At 43.2% G+C, this 20360-nt stretch carries 21 protein-coding genes and 2 tRNA genes; 8 read left to right on the top strand and 15 right to left on the bottom strand.

Annotated elements, in window-relative coordinates:
* Positions 1 to 18: 18 nt before the first annotated feature.
* On the bottom strand, positions 19 to 483 hold the full coding sequence (locus EYO12_02935) for a hypothetical protein (protein ID HIA92048.1): 465 nt from the start codon (positions 481 to 483) through the stop codon (positions 19 to 21).
* Positions 484 to 599: 116 nt separating this feature from the next.
* Between EYO12_02935 and EYO12_02930 the strand changes: the two genes are divergently transcribed.
* Complete coding sequence (locus EYO12_02930) at positions 600 to 1874, top strand: serine hydroxymethyltransferase (GenBank protein HIA92047.1); 1275 nt, start codon at positions 600 to 602, stop codon at positions 1872 to 1874.
* Here the strand turns inward: EYO12_02930 and EYO12_02925 are convergent.
* From EYO12_02925 to EYO12_02915, 3 genes are read right to left on the bottom strand one after another with little or no spacing between them, the layout of a single operon-like run.
* Positions 1871 to 2455, bottom strand: coding sequence for a hypothetical protein (locus EYO12_02925; GenBank protein HIA92046.1), 585 nt, complete (start codon positions 2453 to 2455; stop codon positions 1871 to 1873). The genes EYO12_02930 and EYO12_02925 overlap by 4 nt on opposite strands.
* Positions 2452 to 3495 (bottom strand): UDP-N-acetylmuramate dehydrogenase, encoded by a 1044-nt coding sequence (murB, locus tag EYO12_02920; protein HIA92045.1) that lies wholly within the window; start codon positions 3493 to 3495, stop codon positions 2452 to 2454. Before murB ends, EYO12_02925 begins: the two co-directional genes overlap by 4 nt.
* 18 nt (positions 3496 to 3513) lie before the next feature.
* Positions 3514 to 3963 carry a hypothetical protein gene (locus tag EYO12_02915; GenBank protein ID HIA92044.1) on the bottom strand — a complete coding sequence of 150 codons (450 nt, stop codon included), beginning with the start codon at positions 3961 to 3963 and terminating at the stop codon, positions 3514 to 3516.
* Between the two features lie 160 nt (positions 3964 to 4123).
* On the opposite strand from EYO12_02915, the gene EYO12_02910 reads away from it, so the two are divergent.
* A complete protein-coding gene (locus tag EYO12_02910; protein HIA92043.1) occupies positions 4124 to 4576 on the top strand; it encodes an SRPBCC family protein in 453 nt (150 codons plus the stop codon).
* A gap of 37 nt (positions 4577 to 4613) precedes the next feature.
* Here EYO12_02910 and EYO12_02905 read toward each other — a convergent pair whose 3' ends face one another.
* From EYO12_02905 to EYO12_02885, 5 genes are all read right to left on the bottom strand, one after another.
* Positions 4614 to 5345: an ABC transporter permease gene (locus EYO12_02905; GenBank protein HIA92042.1), complete on the bottom strand. Its 732-nt coding sequence runs from the start codon at positions 5343 to 5345 to the stop codon at positions 4614 to 4616.
* Complete coding sequence (locus EYO12_02900) at positions 5342 to 6064, bottom strand: ABC transporter ATP-binding protein (protein ID HIA92041.1); 723 nt, start codon at positions 6062 to 6064, stop codon at positions 5342 to 5344. The genes EYO12_02905 and EYO12_02900 overlap by 4 nt, the downstream gene beginning before the upstream one ends.
* Positions 6065 to 6146: 82 nt before the next feature.
* Positions 6147 to 7808 carry an ABC-F family ATP-binding cassette domain-containing protein gene (locus EYO12_02895; protein ID HIA92040.1) on the bottom strand — a complete coding sequence of 554 codons (1662 nt, stop codon included), beginning with the start codon at positions 7806 to 7808 and terminating at the stop codon, positions 6147 to 6149.
* A gap of 247 nt (positions 7809 to 8055) precedes the next feature.
* Positions 8056 to 8132, bottom strand: a tRNA-Lys gene (locus EYO12_02890).
* 183 nt (positions 8133 to 8315) lie between these two features.
* The gene (locus EYO12_02885; GenBank protein HIA92039.1) at positions 8316 to 8960 is read right to left on the bottom strand and encodes a hypothetical protein; all 645 of its coding nucleotides are present in this window, start codon (positions 8958 to 8960) and stop codon (positions 8316 to 8318) included.
* A gap of 62 nt (positions 8961 to 9022) precedes the next feature.
* On the opposite strand from EYO12_02885, the gene EYO12_02880 reads away from it, so the two are divergent.
* Positions 9023 to 10252 carry a hypothetical protein gene (locus tag EYO12_02880; protein ID HIA92038.1) on the top strand — a complete coding sequence of 410 codons (1230 nt, stop codon included), beginning with the start codon at positions 9023 to 9025 and terminating at the stop codon, positions 10250 to 10252.
* Between the two features lie 3 nt (positions 10253 to 10255).
* On the opposite strand, the gene EYO12_02875 is transcribed toward EYO12_02880, so the two are convergent.
* Positions 10256 to 10705: a hypothetical protein gene (locus EYO12_02875; protein HIA92037.1), complete on the bottom strand. Its 450-nt coding sequence runs from the start codon at positions 10703 to 10705 to the stop codon at positions 10256 to 10258.
* 578 nt (positions 10706 to 11283) lie between these two features.
* On the opposite strand from EYO12_02875, the gene EYO12_02870 reads away from it, so the two are divergent.
* Positions 11284 to 11631: a hypothetical protein gene (locus tag EYO12_02870; protein HIA92036.1), complete on the top strand. Its 348-nt coding sequence runs from the start codon at positions 11284 to 11286 to the stop codon at positions 11629 to 11631.
* A 127-nt stretch (positions 11632 to 11758) separates the two neighbouring features.
* On the opposite strand, the gene EYO12_02865 is transcribed toward EYO12_02870, so the two are convergent.
* On the bottom strand, positions 11759 to 12214 hold the full coding sequence (locus EYO12_02865) for a hypothetical protein (protein ID HIA92035.1): 456 nt from the start codon (positions 12212 to 12214) through the stop codon (positions 11759 to 11761).
* A 411-nt stretch (positions 12215 to 12625) separates the two neighbouring features.
* On the opposite strand from EYO12_02865, the gene EYO12_02860 reads away from it, so the two are divergent.
* Positions 12626 to 13213 carry a hypothetical protein gene (locus tag EYO12_02860; protein ID HIA92034.1) on the top strand — a complete coding sequence of 196 codons (588 nt, stop codon included), beginning with the start codon at positions 12626 to 12628 and terminating at the stop codon, positions 13211 to 13213.
* On the opposite strand, the gene EYO12_02855 is transcribed toward EYO12_02860, so the two are convergent.
* Positions 13206 to 15593 carry a flippase-like domain-containing protein gene (locus EYO12_02855; GenBank protein ID HIA92033.1) on the bottom strand — a complete coding sequence of 796 codons (2388 nt, stop codon included), beginning with the start codon at positions 15591 to 15593 and terminating at the stop codon, positions 13206 to 13208. The two genes, EYO12_02860 and EYO12_02855, sit on opposite strands and share 8 nt — an antisense overlap.
* Before the next feature lie 144 nt (positions 15594 to 15737).
* Positions 15738 to 15814 (bottom strand) — tRNA-Arg (locus EYO12_02850).
* Between the two features lie 79 nt (positions 15815 to 15893).
* Here EYO12_02850 and EYO12_02845 point away from each other — a divergent pair.
* From EYO12_02845 to EYO12_02835, 3 genes are all read left to right on the top strand, one after another.
* Entirely contained in the window at positions 15894 to 16988 is a 1095-nt protein-coding gene (locus EYO12_02845) for a hypothetical protein (GenBank protein ID HIA92032.1), read from the top strand.
* Positions 16989 to 17172: 184 nt separating this feature from the next.
* Positions 17173 to 17877: a bifunctional 5,10-methylenetetrahydrofolate dehydrogenase/5,10-methenyltetrahydrofolate cyclohydrolase gene (locus tag EYO12_02840; protein HIA92031.1), complete on the top strand. Its 705-nt coding sequence runs from the start codon at positions 17173 to 17175 to the stop codon at positions 17875 to 17877.
* Positions 17878 to 17907: 30 nt separating this feature from the next.
* On the top strand, positions 17908 to 18111 hold the full coding sequence (locus EYO12_02835) for a hypothetical protein (GenBank protein HIA92030.1): 204 nt from the start codon (positions 17908 to 17910) through the stop codon (positions 18109 to 18111).
* On the opposite strand, the gene EYO12_02830 is transcribed toward EYO12_02835, so the two are convergent.
* Together EYO12_02830 and EYO12_02825 are read right to left on the bottom strand one after the other, a co-directional pair.
* A complete protein-coding gene (locus tag EYO12_02830; GenBank protein ID HIA92029.1) occupies positions 18108 to 19400 on the bottom strand; it encodes a hypothetical protein in 1293 nt (430 codons plus the stop codon). The two genes, EYO12_02835 and EYO12_02830, sit on opposite strands and share 4 nt — an antisense overlap.
* Positions 19397 to 20356, bottom strand: a complete 960-nt coding sequence (locus tag EYO12_02825; protein HIA92028.1) for a D-alanine--D-alanine ligase — start codon at positions 20354 to 20356, stop codon at positions 19397 to 19399. Before EYO12_02825 ends, EYO12_02830 begins: the two co-directional genes overlap by 4 nt.
* Positions 20357 to 20360: the final 4 nt, after the last annotated feature.

Genomic DNA, 20360 nt, shown 5'->3' with positions numbered 1-20360 from the left:
ATATCGTTTATGATTTATTTAGTAAACAAACATCCCGCGTATCTTCTTAGCCAGCTTGCTTATGCGCCCTGGATTGCTTGGTGGTGATTTCTCTGGTTCTTCGGCCATAGCTGCTTTTTCTTTAGCGGCTCTGACGAGAAGCTTCAATCCGTCTGACAATAAATTAAAGTCAGCTGGGCTCAGCTGATCGAGTGTTGTTAGTTTGTGGCCCTCAGTTTCAATATAAGGTCGAGGCGTGGTGGCATCGATAAAGTAAGCAGAAACAATATGCGGACTGGCTTCAGAGTCTTCGTCAAGAATGGAGGTTACCTTGTACTTAAAAGTACCGTTCTCGTGAGACATAATGCAGCGTTCTGTCGAATCAAGTGAAATTACATCGTAGTATCTGCCGGTTGGTAGTCCAACCGTCTCTTTGATTTGAGTAATTAAAAATCCCATTGATTCTTCTCTGGTAGTTTCGGCATTGCTTAGGTGCTCTGACATAAGCTTTATTATATAACATAAAGATTAGTAGCGCAATTAGGTGCTAAAATTAGCGGTATGTTGTAGTTCCATTCATCTATTTTAAAAAGTATTGTATACAAACGAGGGAGTTTACTATGGATGAGAATGTGTTCGATTTACTAAAAAAAGAGGTTCAGCGGCAGCGAGAAGGATTGGAATTAATTCCTTCAGAAAATTACGTGTCTCGTGCTGTGCTAGATGCGCTGGGCAGCGAATTTACTAATAAATACAGCGAAGGATACCCAGGAAAACGGTATTATGGCGGCCAAGAATTTACCGACCCGCTTGAGCAGCTTGCCATCGACAGAGCAAAAGAACTTTTTAAAGCCGACCATGCTAATGTGCAACCGCACTCTGGTGCGCCAGCCAACATTGCAGTCTATTTTGCGTGGCTTAAGCCTGGCGACACCGTACTTGGTATGGATTTAGGCCACGGCGGCCATTTGACCCATGGGCACCCGGTAACCTACATGGCAAAGATTTTTAATTTTGTACGTTACAAAATTAAAGACATCGAAACCGGCGAGATCGATTTTGATCAAGTACGGGAATTAGCGCATAAACATAAACCTAAAATTTTGTTAGCTGGCTTTAGCGCCTACCCGCGAGAACTAGACTATGCCAAGTTTGCTGAAATCGCTGCCGAAGTTGATGCAGTAGCAATGGCCGATGTAGCGCATATAGCTGGATTAATTGCGGGCGGTGTGTCTGCTAATCCGTTTGATCATGGCTTTCACGTTGTGACTACCACTACCCACAAGACACTGCGCGGGCCGCGCGGTGGCATGATTTTAAGCAAAGGAACAGTTGGCAATCCTCTTAAAAAACCTGAGCACACCAAAGACAACCTTCCGACACTAATTGATAGAAGTATTTTCCCTGGCTTACAAGGTGGTCCGCATATGAACAACACCATGGCTAAAGCTGTTGCCTTGGGTGAAGCAATGCAGCCAGAATTTAAGCAGTATGCAAAGCAAGTTGTTGTTAACGCTAAAAAACTTGCAGACGAGTTAATGAATCGTGGGTTTAAATTAGTAACCAATGGCACCGACAACCATTTAATTTTGGCTGACGTTCAAGCAAGCTTTGACATGCACGGCGGTGTAGCCGAACAAGCTTTAGATAAAATTGGCTTAACTCTTAATAAAAATGCCATCCCCGAAGACCCAAACCCGCCATTTAGACCAAGTGGTATTCGCCTCGGCACACCAGCACTTACCAGTCGTGGCATGAAAGAAGAACACATGGAACAAATAGCCGACTGGATGAAGCGAGCATTAGATAATTATTCTGACGACAAAAAACTGGCGTCGATCCATTTAGAAGTAAAAGAATTCTGTAAGCAATTTAGCCTACCAAGCGACAGCTAGTCGCTGGTTGGTATTCGGGCTCTAAATTCTGCAATAGTAGCCTCTACAATATCAGCGCTGATAGCGCCAAAGTGCTGGTCTGGGTCAACACTGGCATGAAAATATGTTTTTCTTGCCTGGATGGCTTTTTCCTCTAAAGCTTGGTGGTAGTCAGCTAGAACTTGTGCAAGGTGGCCATGGGGTTGTTGAGGTAGCAAGATTGAGCGCTGAGTAGCAACCAGTGTTAGTGCGGCTGTACGAGAATTAAGGGGAGCAATAACAGGGTAGTTGTCTTCGCCATACATCCTAGCCAAAATAGTTGGTAAAGCTGCAGAATGATCAAATGAACCTAGAATTCTCTGTGTAGTACTTATGTCGTCGATCAGCTGTTTTGTATTAGCGCTAATAGCAGCATCGAGTGCTTCAAAAATCAGTGAATCCTGAACACCGCGCTCTATTTCGTGAGCGTATTCACACAATTTCCAGGCTGCATGAGCATTACGTCTAAAAATTGGAACTAAAGTTTCAGCGGCTGCGTCCTCCGGCGCAACATCGTCTAAGCTCTCTACAATTAGCGCAAATGGATCTGGTTCGCCGGTCATTTAAAATCTCCTAAAAATCGCACCTCTGGTTCAATGGTAATGTCGAGCTTAGTTTTAACAGTATTTATAATTTCATCAGCGACGTTTTTTATGTCTTGAGCGGTAGCCTGGCCGGTATTTTCGATTTTTAATACATGACTTGGATGCAAACGCACCGATCCCCACGTTTGACCGCGTTTGAATCCAGCTGCCAGCAGGACGTGGGCAGCAGAAACTCGCAAAGCGCTGCCGCCGTGCTGTTGATTCATTTTATTAATTTGATCTTTAGTTCTGCCGGTTTCGTCAAAGCTAATTAAGGTGTCGGCCTGATCGACAGAAACAACAGGGTTTTTAAAAAACGACCCAGCTGTTTTAAGGCCATTTGGCTCAAGTAGGGAGCCAGCTCGGCGCCGAGTTTCCATAATAATATGGCGCCGCGCCAGCAAACTATTTGTGTCTTGGCCAGATTCAGTGGCAACCGCCAGGGCGCCAGCATAGTTAAGGTCGGTTGTTTTTTCATGACTTAGTTTAAACGTTGCGTCTAAAATTATCAGAGTCGAAAAATCTTGGGTGTGAAAATTAGAATGACGATAACTCAAGCCCAAATCCGCTGTGTGCAGAGTTTTAGTTTTGTTTGTTGCGTAGTCGTATACCGTAACCGAAACTAAGCAGTCGGCTACCGCCTGGCCATAGGCGGCAATATTGCCAGCGACTGCGGCACCTACTCCACCTGGAATGCCGCTCATAAGCTCTACACCCCATAAACCATTTTCTATGGCATATGTTACAAAACTATCCCAGTTACAGGCTGCGTCGACGGTAAGGATGGTCTGGTTTTTTACAGTTGGTTTGCACTGTGCATTCTTTAGGATCACTGTTAAACCCAGTAGTCCATTATCAGAAATTAATACATTGGCCCCAAAACCTAGCACAGTCGCAATAGAACCTGAGTCCAAGTTTTTTATTTGATCGCTACTACTTAGTTCTATAAGCTGTTCGGCTGGTCCGCCAACATCAAAAGAAGTATATGGAGCTAACTCTACATTTTTGCGTATATTCATACGCGTACTAGTATAGCCTTATTTTTTATTTGATGGTGTAGATTTTGAGTCTTGCAGTTCTTTAAACTTCATTCCGCTCCCTGCAGTCATTGCTAATGAACCAGCAAGGCTCAAGTAATAGCCAACACCAATACTGACTACCCCGAGGCCGTCGTCGCTTGGCCAGTCAACCAGCACCATTAGTAATGCAAGCGCAGACGCACCAAGTGCAACTGCCCACATGGTTTTAGTTTTTTGGTTCATAAGGTTCAACCCTGCAACTACGGCTAGGGCTGCAAGGATAAGTGGAAGAGCGCCATTGGCGTCGAACCCATTTACGCTAAACGATATAAACCCAGCACTGGCAGAAGCCCATGGCAAGAACAACCCCACAATTAATGCCGCAGCGCCTCCCACTAATAGCATTAAGTTTCTGTCTTTTTTAATGCTTTCTACAGTTTTATCGAAGTCAAAATTTTTATCGCTCATTTAAAGATCTCCTTATTGTTTATATAAATAATACGCTTATTGTTACTGCACTGCCAAACTATGGACTGTTTTTGCTATCTGTAACTCCTTACGTATGGCTGACTCATCAATGCCCAAAAATACTAGCGTATACTTTAACCTAAGAATTAGGAGTATAGCCGTGAGAGTAGAAGTTAGCATCGACATAGACGCACCAGTTGATAGGGTTTGGGGAATTATTACCGATATTAAAAATTCAGCTCAACATATTAGTGCCATTGAAAAAATTGAAGTTCTAAAAACGCCAAAAAGTGGGCTCGTGGATTTTAAATGGAAAGAAACCCGAAAACTATGGGGCAAAGAAGCAACTGAAGTGATGTGGATTACAGATGTCGTTGACGGGGAATCGTATCGAACTCGTGCCGAAAGCCACGGCTCTATTTATCAATCTGGCCTGAGCGTAAGCAAGCACGGCGATGAAACGCAATTAACTCAATTCTTTGAAGGCGAAGCAGTTTCGTTAGGGGCCAAAGTTATGAACGCCCTAACAGGCTGGATGTTAAAAGGAAGTCTAAAAAAGACCATCCAAAAAGATCTAGAAGATATTAAGCTAGCGGCTGAGAATCAGGACTAACTGCTTAGTCAGGCCGTTTATAAACTAGCATGAAAACTTAATCAGTCCGCAGCGTCAGGGCACCAGCAATTAGAGACACAATGGTAAAACTAAAGAGTATTATCATGTCTTTAGCTAGCTCTCCTGTCATGGACTCGCTAAGTTGAATTGATCGCATGGCTTCTACGATGTAAGACAAAGGCATGAAGTTAGAGGCGTAGTACAATGCATCGACCATTTGGTCTCTAGCAATAAATAAACCACAGGCTAAGTATTGCGGTAGCACAAATGCTGGCATGAATTGAACGGCTTGGAATTCATTTTTAGCAAAGGCACTAAAAAATAAACCTAAGGCCATCCCAGTAATACCTGAAATTACGGCTATAAGCAGTAAAACTGCAACATCACCCGCAACCACGACATTAAATAAGAACAACACAACAAACGATGCAAGCGCTGACTGCAAAAATGCCAGCAAGGCAAAAGCTACGGCGTACCCCAGAATAATGTCTAACCGACTCAACTTAGAAACAAGCAATCGCTCTAGTGTTCCGCTTGTTCGTTCTCGCAGCATGGCAACAGACGTGATGATAAACATTATTGTAAACGGAACTAAGCCTAGTAGCAGAGGAGCTACAGAGTTATATAAAGCGAAGTTATCATAAAACACGTAATTGAGAATCACAAGCAACAGTGTCGGCACAAACATAACAAGCGCGACCGATCGTCGGTCGTGTCTTAATTGTTGCAATACTCGTGACGCTGTATGCAGAATTAGCCGTGAATTCATTGTTTATTCTCCCCACGGGCTAAATGCAAGAAAGCCTTTTCCATGCTTTTGGCATGACCTAGTTTCAAGATATCTTTTTTTGACCCATGAGCAATAAGCTCTCCGTCACGAATAAAGATAATATCGTCACAATTATCAGCCTCGTCCATAATGTGACTGGTTACTACTATCGTCTTCCCATTTTTTACGTAGTCTTTAAATAGTGACCATAATGTTTCTCGTAGTACTGGGTCGAGCCCTACCGTGGGCTCGTCTAACAGCAGAATGTCAGGATCACCAAGCATGGCAGTAATCAATGAAACGCGCGTTTTTTCTCCGCCTGATAGATTTTTTATGACTGTGTGTTTTCGATGACCTAAGCCAACAACGTCAATAAGTTCATTAATTTGACCCTTTGGAGCACCGCTTATTTGCGAAAAATATTTAAGATTTTCAGCTACCGTTAAGTCAAAGTATATCGACGGAGACTGAGTCATATAGCCAACATTTTCGTGTAGGCTCTTGTCGCCGCTGGTTTTTCCAAATACCTGAATATCTCCAGACGTAATTTTACGCAGTCCGAGGATTGATTTATAGAGAGTTGTCTTACCGGCACCCGAGGGTCCAAGTAAGCCAGTAATTTTACCTTTTTTTATTACAACCTCAATGTTGTTGAGGATAAAATCGGCATCAATTTGTAGGCTGACATTTTTTATTTCAATTGCATTCACGTTATTGATTGTATCAAATTAGGTATAGACCAGCAGGCTTGCTGTCCGTAAATAGCACAGAGGTATGGTTTTTAATTAGTTACTCAGGAAATTATTGAGTAGCAGGGCTCAGCTCAACCGTGGTTCCGCCAATAGCGTTTACAAAACGGCTGTCATGACTCACATACACGATAGCCCCACGATATTGCTTTAATGCTGTCTCAAGTTCTTCGATACTTGGTAGATCAAGGTGATTGGTCGGTTCGTCTAAAAATATAATTTGTGGTTCGTTGGCAAGCATAGCAATTAGTTGCAATCGAGCTTTTTGGCCGCCGCTCAAAAGCCGAACTTTCTTGTCCTTATCTGCTGCAGGGTTAAATAAAAAATCACTCATTATGCCACGTATTTTTTGGTCGTTTATGTCTATATTTTTTTCACGGTGCACGGCCTCTATGGCTTGACTTAAGCTACGGTCAAGATATTTGTCGTCAAATGTCTGAGAATACACTCCGATTGGCACAGCATTATCAATATCTATGGTGCCGCTAAAAACGCTAGACTGGATTTGTTCACCCTGTAAATGATTAATAATTGCAGAAACTAGCGTTGTTTTGCCGATACCGTTTCTGCCTTTCAGCTCGATCCTGCCACCACTATAAATCTCGAATGTTACAGGCGTAAACAGGGCAGAGTCGTAGCCGAGGCTGAGCTGATCAATGCTCAATAGTTTTCGTTCGCTGTCGGTTTTTGATTTTATTCGCAACGTAATTGTTTTAGCTTTATGCTCCTGGTAGGCAGATTGTAATTTGGTGCTAAGGTTTTGCGTGGAGCCTTGGTCTATCCAAAAGCTCGGTTTATCTAGAGCTTCTAGATCAGACAACTCTTTGACAGCTTTTTCTTCCAATCCTTTAAACCGTCGTATTGTACCGGGGTTACGAGCGCGTTCTTTTAATCTGCGGTAGCGGACAATGTCGTCTTTGGTTCTTCGTATGCGGGCTTTGGTTATTTCATACTCGTTTACCGCGCCGCTCATGCGGTCGCTGTTAATTTTTAAGTATTTGTCGTAATTTCCGCTAAATGACTGCGCTTTGCCGTCGATGATTTCAATAATTCTATCTACCGCCCCAAGCACATCGCGGTCGTGAGTAATAATAAACGCCGCACCCGAAAACGCCTGCAGCCACTTGATAAAATCTTCTTTGGCGACATAGTCCATGTGGTTGGTTGGCTCGTCAATTAACGCTAAATGAGCATTAGCAGCCTGGACTTTGGTTAGTTCAACCAGCCTTAGCTGACCGCCACTTAGGCTGTCCATTTTTCTTTGCAAAATATCGTTCGGCAACTGATAAACATCAATAATACGTTCTATTGAATTTTCAATTTCAAAATAGCCCAGTGTGGTAAAGCGTTCGATCGACTCCGAGTATTCGTGCATTTTTTTGTTACTATCGCCCATAGTTTCTGGGTAGGTGTCGAGTATATGTTTAAGTTTTTTGTATTCCGGTAAATCACCAAGGATATATTCTAGAACAACCATATTTGCATGATCGTGATGTTCTTGGCGGGAGCTGATCATAATAATATTTTTACCTATCATCACATCACCGTCATAGTCCAAATCCTGACCAGAAATTATGTCTAGCAAGGTAGATTTTCCTACGCCGTTGCGACCCACTAAGCCAACTTTTTCACCAGACTCAATACTCACAGACAGGTCTGAATACAGTTCCTCTGGACCAAAAGCTTTAGAGCGGATAGTTATATCAAGTAGCATTCAAGAAGTCTAACAGATATGACTTAAGTTCCACTAAGGGAAGGTTGATCCAGCCAAATTTAGGCAGGGAGGGACTCGCCCACATTCTGCGGGCCCGGAACTTCTGCTTGAGCAACTAGTTGCTCGGTGAAGATTCCCTTGCAGATTGCCACCGGCAATCTTCACCCTCAACACCAAGTGTGTCTTGGTTTCGATTCCCCCTAGCTATTCAATTAGAAAACCCCACATGAAAGTGGGGCTGTCTAATTGGAGGGCCAGGAGGGACTCGAACCCTCGACACCCTGCTTAAGAGGCAGGTGCTCTAACCAGCTGAGCTACTGGCCCTCGTCGGAATATGTTATCGGCTTTAGTTTTTAGTTTTAAAAAGCTTCAGCCTATCACTATTCCTTCTCTCAGTTTCTTAAACAGTCACTTGTGCTGTATGCAGGTAAGCTCCTTGGTTTAAAAAACTAGGAAAAGCAATATTAACTTTGAAAATCCTATCATTTTACCTCTGTTGTGGCAAGCTTAGAACAATTTCAATGTAGTCTCACTCACGCTCTGTTGTTGGGCTCTCTCTTCTTCAGCAGCTCGCAGCATAGCAATTCTTAGTTTTCTCATTTCTGGACTTTCTGTGTTTTTTACTGGTTCAACCAAGTAGCCACCACTAAAAACCAAGTAGATATTTTTTAAATCTTTGTCACCTTCACCTCTGTAATGCAAGTTTCCTAGTTTTGACGGGTCGATCCGTGGACCATAGACGCTAACTAGTCTAGTCGCAGTTTCTTCCTGATGAGCGGTTTCACCGCGCTGCAGTATGCTTTCAATACCATTAACCATGTACTCATAAGGGTTTAATGCGCAACTGCCAGGAGTAAGCGTAATTGAATCGTCAGGGTTGCTTATGCTTTTGAGTATTTTAACCCTCTCAACCCGTTCGTCTGTACTTTCAAAAAAACCGTCTATTAGAGTGTATTCAGATGTAGGGAATGCTACGATTTTTTCAGACGGATGCTTCGAGTTGCTGACAGCTTCTAGGACGGCACTTATTGCAGGCATATTATTGGCTGCAGTTATCGCTTCTTCTAAAGAACGATCAACGTCTTCCATGTGCTTAATGCCTGTGTCGTACAGGGTGTCAGCTTCTAAGCTTGAAAAGCGCGCTTCTTTCATACATATATTATACAACCAAAAGCATTATAAATCAATAATCAGAGTAGGCTATAGTATTTGTAGTGAAAAAGATTATTGCACTCATAGCTGTTTCGGTTTTGCCGTTTGTTCCTATTTTTGGGCTGGAGAAGTATAGTCTGGCGTTATTTTTTGGGTATATGTCGCTGCTTTTGATCTGGTGGCAGATAGTTCTGGGTAATCGTTTTATAACTAAATACGTAAGCGTCGATCTTGTTGGGATCAATAAAATTCATAAATTCATGGGAATATATGGGTTTTTTCTACTTGTTACTCACTACATATTAGTTTTAGCAGTTCACGGAATAACGCTCATTACCGACCGCAGTTTTAGTGGATTTTCGCTTGGCGTAAAATACGGCGCCATCGCTTTTTATTTAACTTTCGGCCTGTGGCTGACAAGTGCCATTTTTCGTAAAAAATTTAGTTGGGATTGGTGGAAGCGACTTCATTTTATTGCCTACCCAATATTTTTGCTCGCCATCCTGCATAGCAATATCATTGGCACGAGTCATCAGATTTATGAGTCTGTTACCTACATGCGTAGCCTAATGATTTTTACGTTCTTGAGTATCGTAATTATGCGCATTGCACGCTGGGCTGGCTTACTTAAGCATTCGCACAAAGTGGTAGACATTAAGTCAATAAGCAACGACGTAAAACTGGTCACACTACAGCCTAACGGCAAGAACATCACGCCAAATAACGGGCAATTTGCATACTTGCAGGCTAAGCGCTTTGGTCAAGCGCATCCATTTACTGTGTCGCATGTTAACAAACAAACCAAACAGTTAAGTTTTTCAATAAAAGCCTCGGGTGATTGGACCCGGCAGTTGCATAGCGAGCTTGCAGTAGGTGATAAGGTGTTTATTGATGGTCCGTACGGAGTTTTTACTACCGAAATAGCCAACACTCGCAGGCCGGTTGTGGTAGTGGCTGGTGGTATAGGTATTACGCCGTTTTTACGGTGGGCAAAACAGGGTAAAATCGACTATTTATTCTATGGCAACAGAACACTAAACGACATTGCATTTAAGGATGTGCTCGAAAAAAATATAGCAAATCTTACTCATGTGTTGAGCGACGAAGAAAGCACCAACTACGAGCAGGGCTACATAAAGACAGAGCTCATAAAAAAGCAAACCGGTAAAACTTTTAAAAAAGCTCAATATTTTATTTGCGGGCCACCAGTGATGATGAATACAGTCGAAAACGGATTGCGACAGGCAGGAATTCCAGACTCACGAATACATTCAGAGCGTTTTAGCTTGTAGTCTTTAAAGCTGATCTGCTACAAAATCATCAACTCTTTGAATGATTTTGGGAATTGTTTTTTTAATGACCGACAAATGTGTTCGCGACTGGTCGGTGCGGTTCGCCCCCTCGTCGTAATCGTCAATATCCCAAACGTGGTAATTGCTGACCGCAAAGTGTTTGCCGTGTAATTCTTCTAAAACAATGCTATTAACTAAAATGCATATGTCTGCGGTATCAAGCATGGCTTGGGTTGTTGTTTTGGCCCATTTGGGGTTAATAAAGTCTGAGTAGCCTAGGGTTTCGAGCTCTGCCACAACAAGTGCATGATACTTTTCGTTGGGCTGCTTGTAGTCGGCGGCGATGGTACCAGACGACGAAACTGATACGTCTGGCAATTGCAAAGACCGAAGGTAAGTCTCGGCAATAAAGCTTCGAAATGCATTACCGCGGCATATAAAATGGACGTTCATTACTCTAGTCTAGCAAAGCAGTTATCCACAAGCGTTGTTGATTTTATATAACGGCTTGGTAAAATAGACATGAGCGGATTGGGTGTAATCGTTATTATCCAAAAGATGTGAGGTGGATAATGAATAAAGACAGCTAGTCTGCTCTTTTTATTGTCAATAAACAGATTACCGATTATATACTTATATTGACAAATAAGCATAATCGTGTTAATTTAATGTCAGCATGTTTATTGAATGGGAAATTCTCATTCACTTTACCTTTAGGAGGTAACATGTTGAACGTTTACAGGAACTACTTCATTCCGATCTTGGTTGTGTTGTCTCTGGTGTTCCTTGCCCTTTGGGGTAACGCTGGGGCGGCCAACGCCATCGACGGCGATTACTACTACTGCGAGTTCGACCAGAGCTTGCTTTGCAGGGACGATGACGACGGCAAGCTCGTTGGCTTCGGATCTGATCCGAGCATCGAGTCCTACGTGCCGTCGCACGTTGTCGTGAACCTCCATGGAGGCCAGGACAACTCCGGGCCAGACTATGCGAGCTTGACCAACTACCAGGCTACCGGTTGCCAGGTCTGGATGCTGACCTACGAGGACGGTCCAGCTTCAGGCACCTTTGACGTGTCGGAAGACATGGAGCGCGACTTGATCGCAAGTGGAGCTCGCCGCATCGATATACTCGGTAACGAGATATCGCCAGAGGCAACGCTCGACATTTACTACCACATTCAAGCTGGAAGTTCTAACCCTGATTCGATGTGGATCCTGACGGTTGGTGCAGCAACGCGTACTGATACGGCGCAGGAAGTATACGGACTGTACGGGCCACATTCAAACCCACGCGGCTGTTCGACGGGCGATTGTGCCCTCGGAGGTTGCGGCGCTGCTCCGGCACCCTGCACTCGCCCCAACGGCGAGCCTTGCTAGAGTCGATATACGATCGAAAGGAAGTGATGTAGTTCAATCGTTCAAATTTAAGCCCCGGGAAATTCTTGGGCCTACGCCAGCTTACCCGTTCCTTTTGGAACGAAACAACAAGCTGGCGTTTTACTTTTTAGATCTCTTTTAAGTTGGTTGCCAGCGTAATAATTGCTTGTTTGCACTGTGCGTCTTCGCAATGACCAAAAGCGTAGAGGGTCCGGGGCAGTACATCCAGTCGAGTATCTACACTGTCAACGTTTACAACTAATTCAATATTGTCGTCAAATTCATACACACGTGCCGTATAGCCGTTTTCGCCTTCGACCGGTATTTCGCTAATTAATGCAAAATCACCAGAAGGATCAGTCCGAACGGATTCGCCGTAGTCATAGTCAAGAACTGCTTTGCTGTGAATCAGTTTACCAACTTCGCTATGGTTGCCTTGGCCGGTTATTTTCTCCCATCCATACTGGTCGTCGATTTGCAGGATTCCAATCTGAGCGGGCACCCCAGCTGGTTGGTATAAGTAGACACATAACGCTACTACACCAATTATTACGGTGAAAACACCGACTAGGGCTCTTATCATGTTTATATAATAGCACTAGTTTTTTGGATTAAAAGTCAAGATTATATATTTTTACTTGGGATAAATGTCAGTATATATTGCGTTGTGGTTTGTGTTTCTGATCAAATCATATCGCAAATTAAAAAAGTCGTCTCACTCATGATAACTTTGTGGTACACCCGATAGGATTCGGTCACATTCTGCACTCACATCCTGCGAGCCCGCGATTTCCTTCTATCAAACAAAATTTGATGAAGAAAGTCTCCTTGCAACGAGCCACTGGCTCGTCTCACCCTAAATTTCATTATTGAAAACCAGCTTTTAGAAGAAAATTTCCCTGCCTACCGCCAGGCAGGCTTGCGAAGTGATTTTTAGTCATTTCGCCCCTATGGCCTTAACAGTTGCTCAAGACAGGCGCTCTATACAGCTGATATTATTTATACAGTCAAGAGATATGCGTTACGAAAGGTCACCACCCACAACATGTACAAAAAACCCAGCAGCAAGAGATCCAATAATCTACTCCCAGATTACATTGCAGAGAATATTTCGAAGGTAGATTTTACGTATTTACAGTCAACCGGCATCAAAGCCTTTCTAGTAGACCTTGACCACACTGTCGTTCATTACGGAACCGAAACTGTTGAAGACTGGGTGTTTGAAGCCTTGAAAAACCAACCATTGCCTTTTTTCGTTGCCACGAACAGGCCGAAGTCGAAAGACGTGTCAGTAATAGTTAAGGCTCTCGGCGCTCAGGGCGCCATGCAGCCCGAAGGACTTAAAGGAAAACCTCTCCCCGCCTATTACCGGCGATCTGAAGCTGAAACAGGGTACACTCCGTCGGAACTCATTATGGTAGGCGACAGATTCATTCAAGACATTTACGGAGCTAACAAGGCAGGCATGACAACTTTAGCAGTTGAAAAATTTGGACCAGTAACGGGGATTGACAAATTTTTTAGTTTTATTGAGATTAAAATTATGAAACATCTCAAGAGAACCTATAAAAAGGTCAAATAATGTCTTTAGACCTAGCAAACTTAAAAGCGGCTAGAGCTAAAGGAATAGGTAGCCAAAAGGTAGCTAAACGATAGAGGATAGCCACCGAGTAAGCCGCAGACTGTTCCACGCCAAAACTTACCATTGCTGCAATTAATCCAGCTTCGAAACCACCTAAGCCACCTGGCGTCGGTGTGACCGAACTCGCGAAGGTAGCGGCAGCATACGTGACGATTATTTGTAGTATCGATATGTCGACTTGTAATGCTGTGAAACACAAATATAAAGTGAGGAGGTAGCTTACCGTTACCCCGAGAGAAAATAAAGCAGCAAGCAGCAACGATCGCGGTCTATAGGCAAGTTGCTTTATTTCAAAGTAGCTCTTTTTTAGCGATTGAATAATTTTTTCTTGCCAGGTTCGTTTTGCGACCAATACAGTAATGCCGGCCAAAATTATCCCCAGCGCTATATAAACGTAGTACGTTTTCATATCCGGTAGTAGCTGTGAAAGTGATGATTGACCGCTAATTACTACAACCGAACCAAACGGAATAACAAACAGCAAGAAGCCAAGAAATTTGTCGGTTAGCATAACAGACGTAGCACGCGACAGCGACATGCCTTGTTTGCGCAAAAATTGTAAATTAACCGCACTCGAACCAAGCCCACGAGGCGCTAACTTACTTGCATACGAACCGGCCAACTGCGCCATAACTGCCTTGCGGTAGCTAACAGGTACAGAGGGAATGGTAGTTATGGTGCCTGCTGCAAAGATATATGTTGTCATGGAAGCTACTATGACCGCTGGTATGTAAATAAAATTTATATCAGATAGCGATGCGAACGAGTCTTTAAATACATTAAATTGAGGAATAATTATGAAGAATAACACTGCGACCAAGGCCAGGTTTATAATTTGTTTCTTTGTTATTCGTAATAGGGCTTGATGTTCAAAAACTTCCTGATTATCATGCATGTCTTTTAAGGCAGTTTGTAGTTGCTCGAAAGTTTGCTTGTCGTTTTTAATAGCACTAGTAGTGGCTCCACTGAGAGCTGCCGGCTGAACATACGGAGCAGCTTCTTGCAGTTTTTGTTTCTCTAAAACTGCCAGAGCAGCAGCAAGAGATTTTTTAACACCAAATAGCATACTGGTGGTTGTTAAGAATTCGGCAATATCAACTCTTTTCCTCATCTCATCACCAGCCACTTCTGCAAAACCAAAGTCTATAATCCATGGCTGCTTGTCTTTATCGACAAGTACGTTGCTTGCTCGTAAATCACGGTGAGCAATATCTGCATCATGAAGTTTTAAAATTTGTCGCCAGGTTTGCTCTAAAGTTTTTTGACTTACTTTTTTTTGCTTGTCGAGTGGCTCAGCGTCTACCATGTCTTGTACTAATAACCACTGGCTATCTTTGACATGAACGATCTTAATAACTTGAGGTGTGTTGACGCCAAATTTACGAGCCCATTCTGCTACGAACGCTTCATGTTCGGTGTGTCGTTTTGGGTTAAGGTAGGGGTCCTCGTCTTTGAAGTTCTTGTATTTAAAAAAACGAAACGTTTTAAACAACCAGTCGGCAGCCTGCTCTTGGCTAGTTACTATTTTGCCAAACAGTTTAGTTTTATCTTCAAGTGTAATAAAAATAGGTCTTGACCCACGAGCATCCCCGCTGAACTCTTTAATTGCTGCAGCCTTTATACCATTCTTATTTAATACATTTTTGATGTACTTGTTAGAGGCAGCGTCTCTAGAGCTGCCGATTAAAAATGAACCAATACAGCCTGCGAGAACACCAAGGAACCAGCCACCTATAATGTCACGAGGGAAGTGGCCACCGAGATAAACTCGGCTTATGCCGATTAGCGCTACAAATATAAGCAAGTACTTGCGATTTTTTGGCTTAAGGTACAAAAAAACTGCTGTTGCAACAGCGGCAGATAAGGTGGCGTGACCCGAAGGGTATCCCAATCCACTAAATTTTTCATCTGTAAAGATATTCAAGCTGTCAAGAATTTCGCCTGGTCTGGCTCGCCCGATATACGCTTTTAAAGGCTTTGCGATTAGCCAACCTAAAAAACCTGATACAACAGCGGCTAGCGCTGCTCGTTTTCTAAAATAAAAAGCTATAGCAGCCGCCCAGACCACTAGTGATAATAATGAGCCAAACTGAGTAATTATATAAAAAAATGAATATAACCCATCGCCCAGTTGGTTGATCAGTTCAAATATATACTTCTCAAAATTATCGAGTTCATCAGCTTCTACAACCTGTGCAGTAGTTATTAAAAACCCAACGAGCGCAAATAAACTCGTAATAATAAATCGAGGGTCACGGTAGGTGTCGGTTAATAGTTTAACCAGTTTATTAAGATATCGCTTCACGGTAGTAGTAATCATACTACAGTTAGCGTGAATTATAAGCGGGGTAAAAACGTAGTAAAAAATTGAAACTGCAGTTTATTTAGTTTACTCCCATGACGGGTTAAGTGTGATCTAGGTATAACCATTAAAAAAAGTCGTCTCGATTGACGACTTGCAATATGGTACACCCGATAGGATTCGAACCTATGACCTCCTGTTCCGAAGACAGGCGCTCTATCCAGCTGAGCTACGGGTGCGTGAAAATATACTAGCAGAATGTATGAAATTGTGTAAGAAGTTATGCAAATAACTCACTTTTACAATATAATATATAATATGACAAATATAGGTTCTAGTTTAGTGAAGAATATTCCCGAGTTACCTATGCCTGAAAATACCGGCACTAGAGAGAGAGTTGAGTTATTTACAGGCGGTGAACACAAACCTATTTTCTGGTTAATGTTGGCTGACGATTCTGGAGCAAGTTACATTGCTTCTGAAACCATTGAAAGATACAAAGCAGTGGTGGGGGAAGGCTATGATGGATATATACCAAAACCAGAGACAGTTCTTTCGTTTTATCGACGCGCAGCAGAACTGGGCCTAGCCGCAGTTAGCGGTAGTGAAGAAGGTCTTCAATCAGTTCAAAAACAACCCTCGGCAGATCTTGCAAAGGCGAGTGCTGTCGCAGCGTTAATGCTGCGGACAGCAGAAATCTCTGGAATATCTAATAAAGATTTTTTAGGTACAAGTACTAGCGGAGTGGCCATGCGCCGGATAGGACTGTATGCAGAACTGCTTACAGACCGCTATAAAGAAGGTATTGCTAAAGTTGAAGCTGTTGAACCAGATGAGTCCAGCAAGGACTCTGCGTCCGCTCAAGACTTTGACTTTCTTGTTCGTAAAGGAGTGCTAACAAAAAAACCAATGCCACCAAGAAAATACCTACGTACAGGCTCGTCATTGGAAGTCCACCCTTCGAGTGGAGCCATTAGCACTGCCGTCAGAGAAGCTATCAATACCCTGCCATTTGAACAGAATGAATTTACATTAGAGGACATCGAGCAGCTAGCAAAAGCCCATATTAAAGATGCTAGATTTTCCGGCAAGCAAGCGCATGAGCAACGTCGTCTTATTGTACTGGCGCTAAACCGCATCTGCGACCAAGGTGATGTAATGCGAATTCCCCATGTGCGAGACAGGCATCCACGCATGACAGATAGGGTTAATTTTCTTTATAGTCTGAGCGACCCATTCAAGCATGCTGCTGAGATATTGGTTTCGTCATTACTATATCTTGATGAAGACGACCCTGACCTTACTGAAATACTTCTAGAAGAAGGTAAGAAATTTATTAGCGATCAAGCACGAGTGCGTAATGCCTTAGTTTCAGTCGAAAATAATGTAAGAGGTCCTCGACGCCGTACCTAGCGGCGATACGGTCAGAAATATTGTGCTATCGTAGATACGAAACAATGTAGATAACTGCAGTAAAGGATTTGAAATCAGTAAAAAAGGAAAACAACTAAACGGGTCTGAACTAGCGGGTTTTATTAAAGAACGCCACGCTAAGCAGACGCGTCGGTTTTTTGCTGAACATAAACGATCCCCTCGATTGGCAATTGTTAAAACCAGCGATGACCCAACTATTGAAACATACGTAAATTTAAAAAAACGCTACGGCAGTGATATTGGCGTAGAGGTTGAGATATATGACATAGAGCAAAACCAAGCGGAAAAAGTCATAAAACAACTCAATAGTGACTTAGCAACAGATGCGATAATTATTCAGTTACCGCTAGCGGACTCTACGCAAACAGATGTTTTGCTGAGTGCCGTTGAGCCTAAAAAAGATGTTGACGGCTTAAATCCTGCAAGTAGCTACGAGTCAGCAACCGCGAATGCAATTCTATGGCTTTTGGCTGGCTACAACGTCAATCTAGCTGGGAAATCAATTGTTGTTGTCGGTCAGGGGCGATTAGTTGGCCGACCAGTCGCAGATGCGCTAGAATCATCTGGCTTACACGTCGTGCGAGTGGATGAGAGCACCAAAAATTTACAGGCCGAAGTAGAGGCTGCTGAAGTAATAATTTCAGCTACTGGGCAACCTGAATTAATAAAAAATGCTTGGATACAGTCTGGTACGGTTGTGGTTGACGCCGGTGTAGCTGGCGAAAAAGGCAAACTAGTGGGCGACATTGAACAAACAGCCTTGCTGCGAGATGACTTAACAATTACACCTGCTAAGGGCGGGCTCGGGCCGTTAACCGTGTGCTCGTTATTCGAGAATGTTTTAAAAACTGCAGAATTTATTGACTAATATTTTCATTTACCATATTGTCATTAATCTATGAATGACGAATTATACTGGTCGCCGTATGCGCGTTATGCATCAGACTTGCGCAATGCAAAAACAATCGAAGAAGTAAACGAAGCATACAACAATGCCGTTGATGAATCTGTGAGAGAGCTTGATATGGCTCAATGGCAGAAAGTTCTAGGCGAGCTTGGCGAAATCCTTATAAGTAAATACGAGGCATTAGAGCGCCATTAAGAAAACTGTTGGTGTTTTATTTTTTGCCATTGGGCAGTTTGACGCACTAGCTTTGATCGGTCCGATTCGTTTTTAAGGAGCAGGGCGGTTACTTCTTCTGAAAACACTCCATTTTGACTGCCCTTAATCAATACCACATCGCCTTTTTTTAATGTATGACTCAAGAAATTACCGAGCTCGTACGGTGACAAGAATGCTTTGGTTGAGGAGTCGTACTGGGCAAGTATTGGCAGCATATATTTCTTTGGATGATCACCTAACAGTAGCACTTGATCAAGCGACTTATTTTTTAATTGGCTAACAAGATAGCGGGCGAGTTCTTTGTGATTTGCGGCCGAAGCCTGACCCATTTCATTCATCATGCCAAAAACTACAATTTTTCGACCGCTCTTAGTTGCCGGGAAGGCGACCAGGGAATCTATTGCTGTTTTTGCGGCAGTCACACTGACGTTGTTGTACGAGTCGTCCAGAATAATGCTCGATTTTTTGCCAGTCAACAGGTTCATGCGACCACTGTAAGGTTGTAGATTTTCTAGAGCCGTCGCCATAATTGTTTCATCAATGCCCAGCTCTCGACCAACAGACCAAGCGGCTGCAAACGCGCTACCGCTATGCATACCAACAAACTGAGTTTTTACTGTTATTGCCGACTCAAACGTTATTACTAGATAGCCAGACGAGTCTTGAGAGAAGTGAGCAGGGTATGTAGCGGCGGAGTTTTGCCCATATAAAACTAGTTGCGGTAGTTCTTTGAGTAGGGTTGTTTGCAGTCGTTTATCATCGCCGTTTGCAATGGCAACCTTGGCGGCTTTGGCGAGTTTTGTTTTTTCTACATAGACTGTGTCTATATCACCGAGGCCCGCCCCTAAGTGGGCACCCTGAATAGCCGTTACTACGCCAATGTCTGGTTTTGCTATGCCTAAGTAAAAGTCCATTTCGCCAACTGTGTCGATACCATATTCTAAGACTAATAACTCATACGGGTAGCGCCAAGTGAATCGTTTAATAACCATACGCGCTAGCACCGATACCCAGGCCAACGGGTTAAAAATATTTTTAGGCAGTTCGATCTCATAAATTGCTAAAGGTAAACCAATGGACGTGTTGTAGTTCCCGCTGTGGTACTGCGTTCTGTAGGTTTGCTCGACTACCGCAGCGACTGCACGCTTAGTACTGGTTTTTCCGACACTGCCGGTTATGGCAATTACTTTAGGGGAGTGCTTTTTTAGCAGCGAACGAGCAAGAGTGCGAAGCACGTAGGTAATCAATGTATTAAATTTATTTTTCATTGTGCCAACCTTTCAGCGCATAGTTGTTGTACTGTGTCAGCTAGCTCAATGTTTGCATATGCAAGTTCTTGGGGCACCAAGCTAGTTGCCGTCATACCTGGAGCTGTGTTTGTTTCTAAGTACCACACGACGTCCTGGTCATCGACAATAAAATCACTCCTGGTGATGCCGCTGCAGCCAAGATATTTGTGAGCAGCTACTGACAGTTGCTTAACACTGTTTGCAGTGTTTTTTTCTATACGAGCGGGGATTATTTCTTGGCTTGCCCCTGGCGTATATTTTGCATCGTAGTCAAAAAACGACCCATGTGGCGGAACAATTTCAATGACCTCGAGGGCTGTTACTTTGCCGCTAATTTCTACAACTCCACAGGTTAATTCCATGCCACTAATTGCTTTTTGCGCAATAAAAAAATCACTTTTGGCGTCTTTCAAAAATTCCGCAGCCTCGGCAGCAGTATTTACAAACTGGGTCTCAAACGAAGAGCCACCGCGTGCTGGCTTAAGTACTAATGGAAACCCAATCGACTCCATACTATTTTGATACGATCCTAATGGATCGGCGGCATTGATGGCGCAGAAATCTGGGATATTAAATTCGTTTAAGCTAGAAAACATATGGTTAGTGGTGAATTTGTCCATGGCGATTGCGCTCGCCCGTACACCAGAGCCGATATATGGCAAACCAGCAGCCTCCAGCGCCCCTTGAATGGTGCCGTCTTCTCCGAATGGCCCATGAAGCACTGGCACGACTATGTCGCATTGCTTTGTTAACAGTTGCAGGGCTTCAGTGGCGCTGAGTTTTTGATTATCAATATTCCAGCTTTTGAGATCTTTTGAAATAACTACATCGATGACAGTGTTGTTGCTTACTAAAGCATCTATGATTGTCTGTCCAGATTTGATAGAAACGTCGTGCTCGCTATGGTGGCCGCCGCGTAATACTGCAATGTTCATTCGC

This window comes from Candidatus Saccharibacteria bacterium (assembly GCA_012965045.1).
Lineage (GTDB): Bacteria > Patescibacteriota > Saccharimonadia > Saccharimonadales > DTSZ01 > DTSZ01.
The sequence above is the reverse complement of the archived record's forward strand: the minus strand, read 5'-3'. Positions and strand labels throughout refer to the sequence as shown.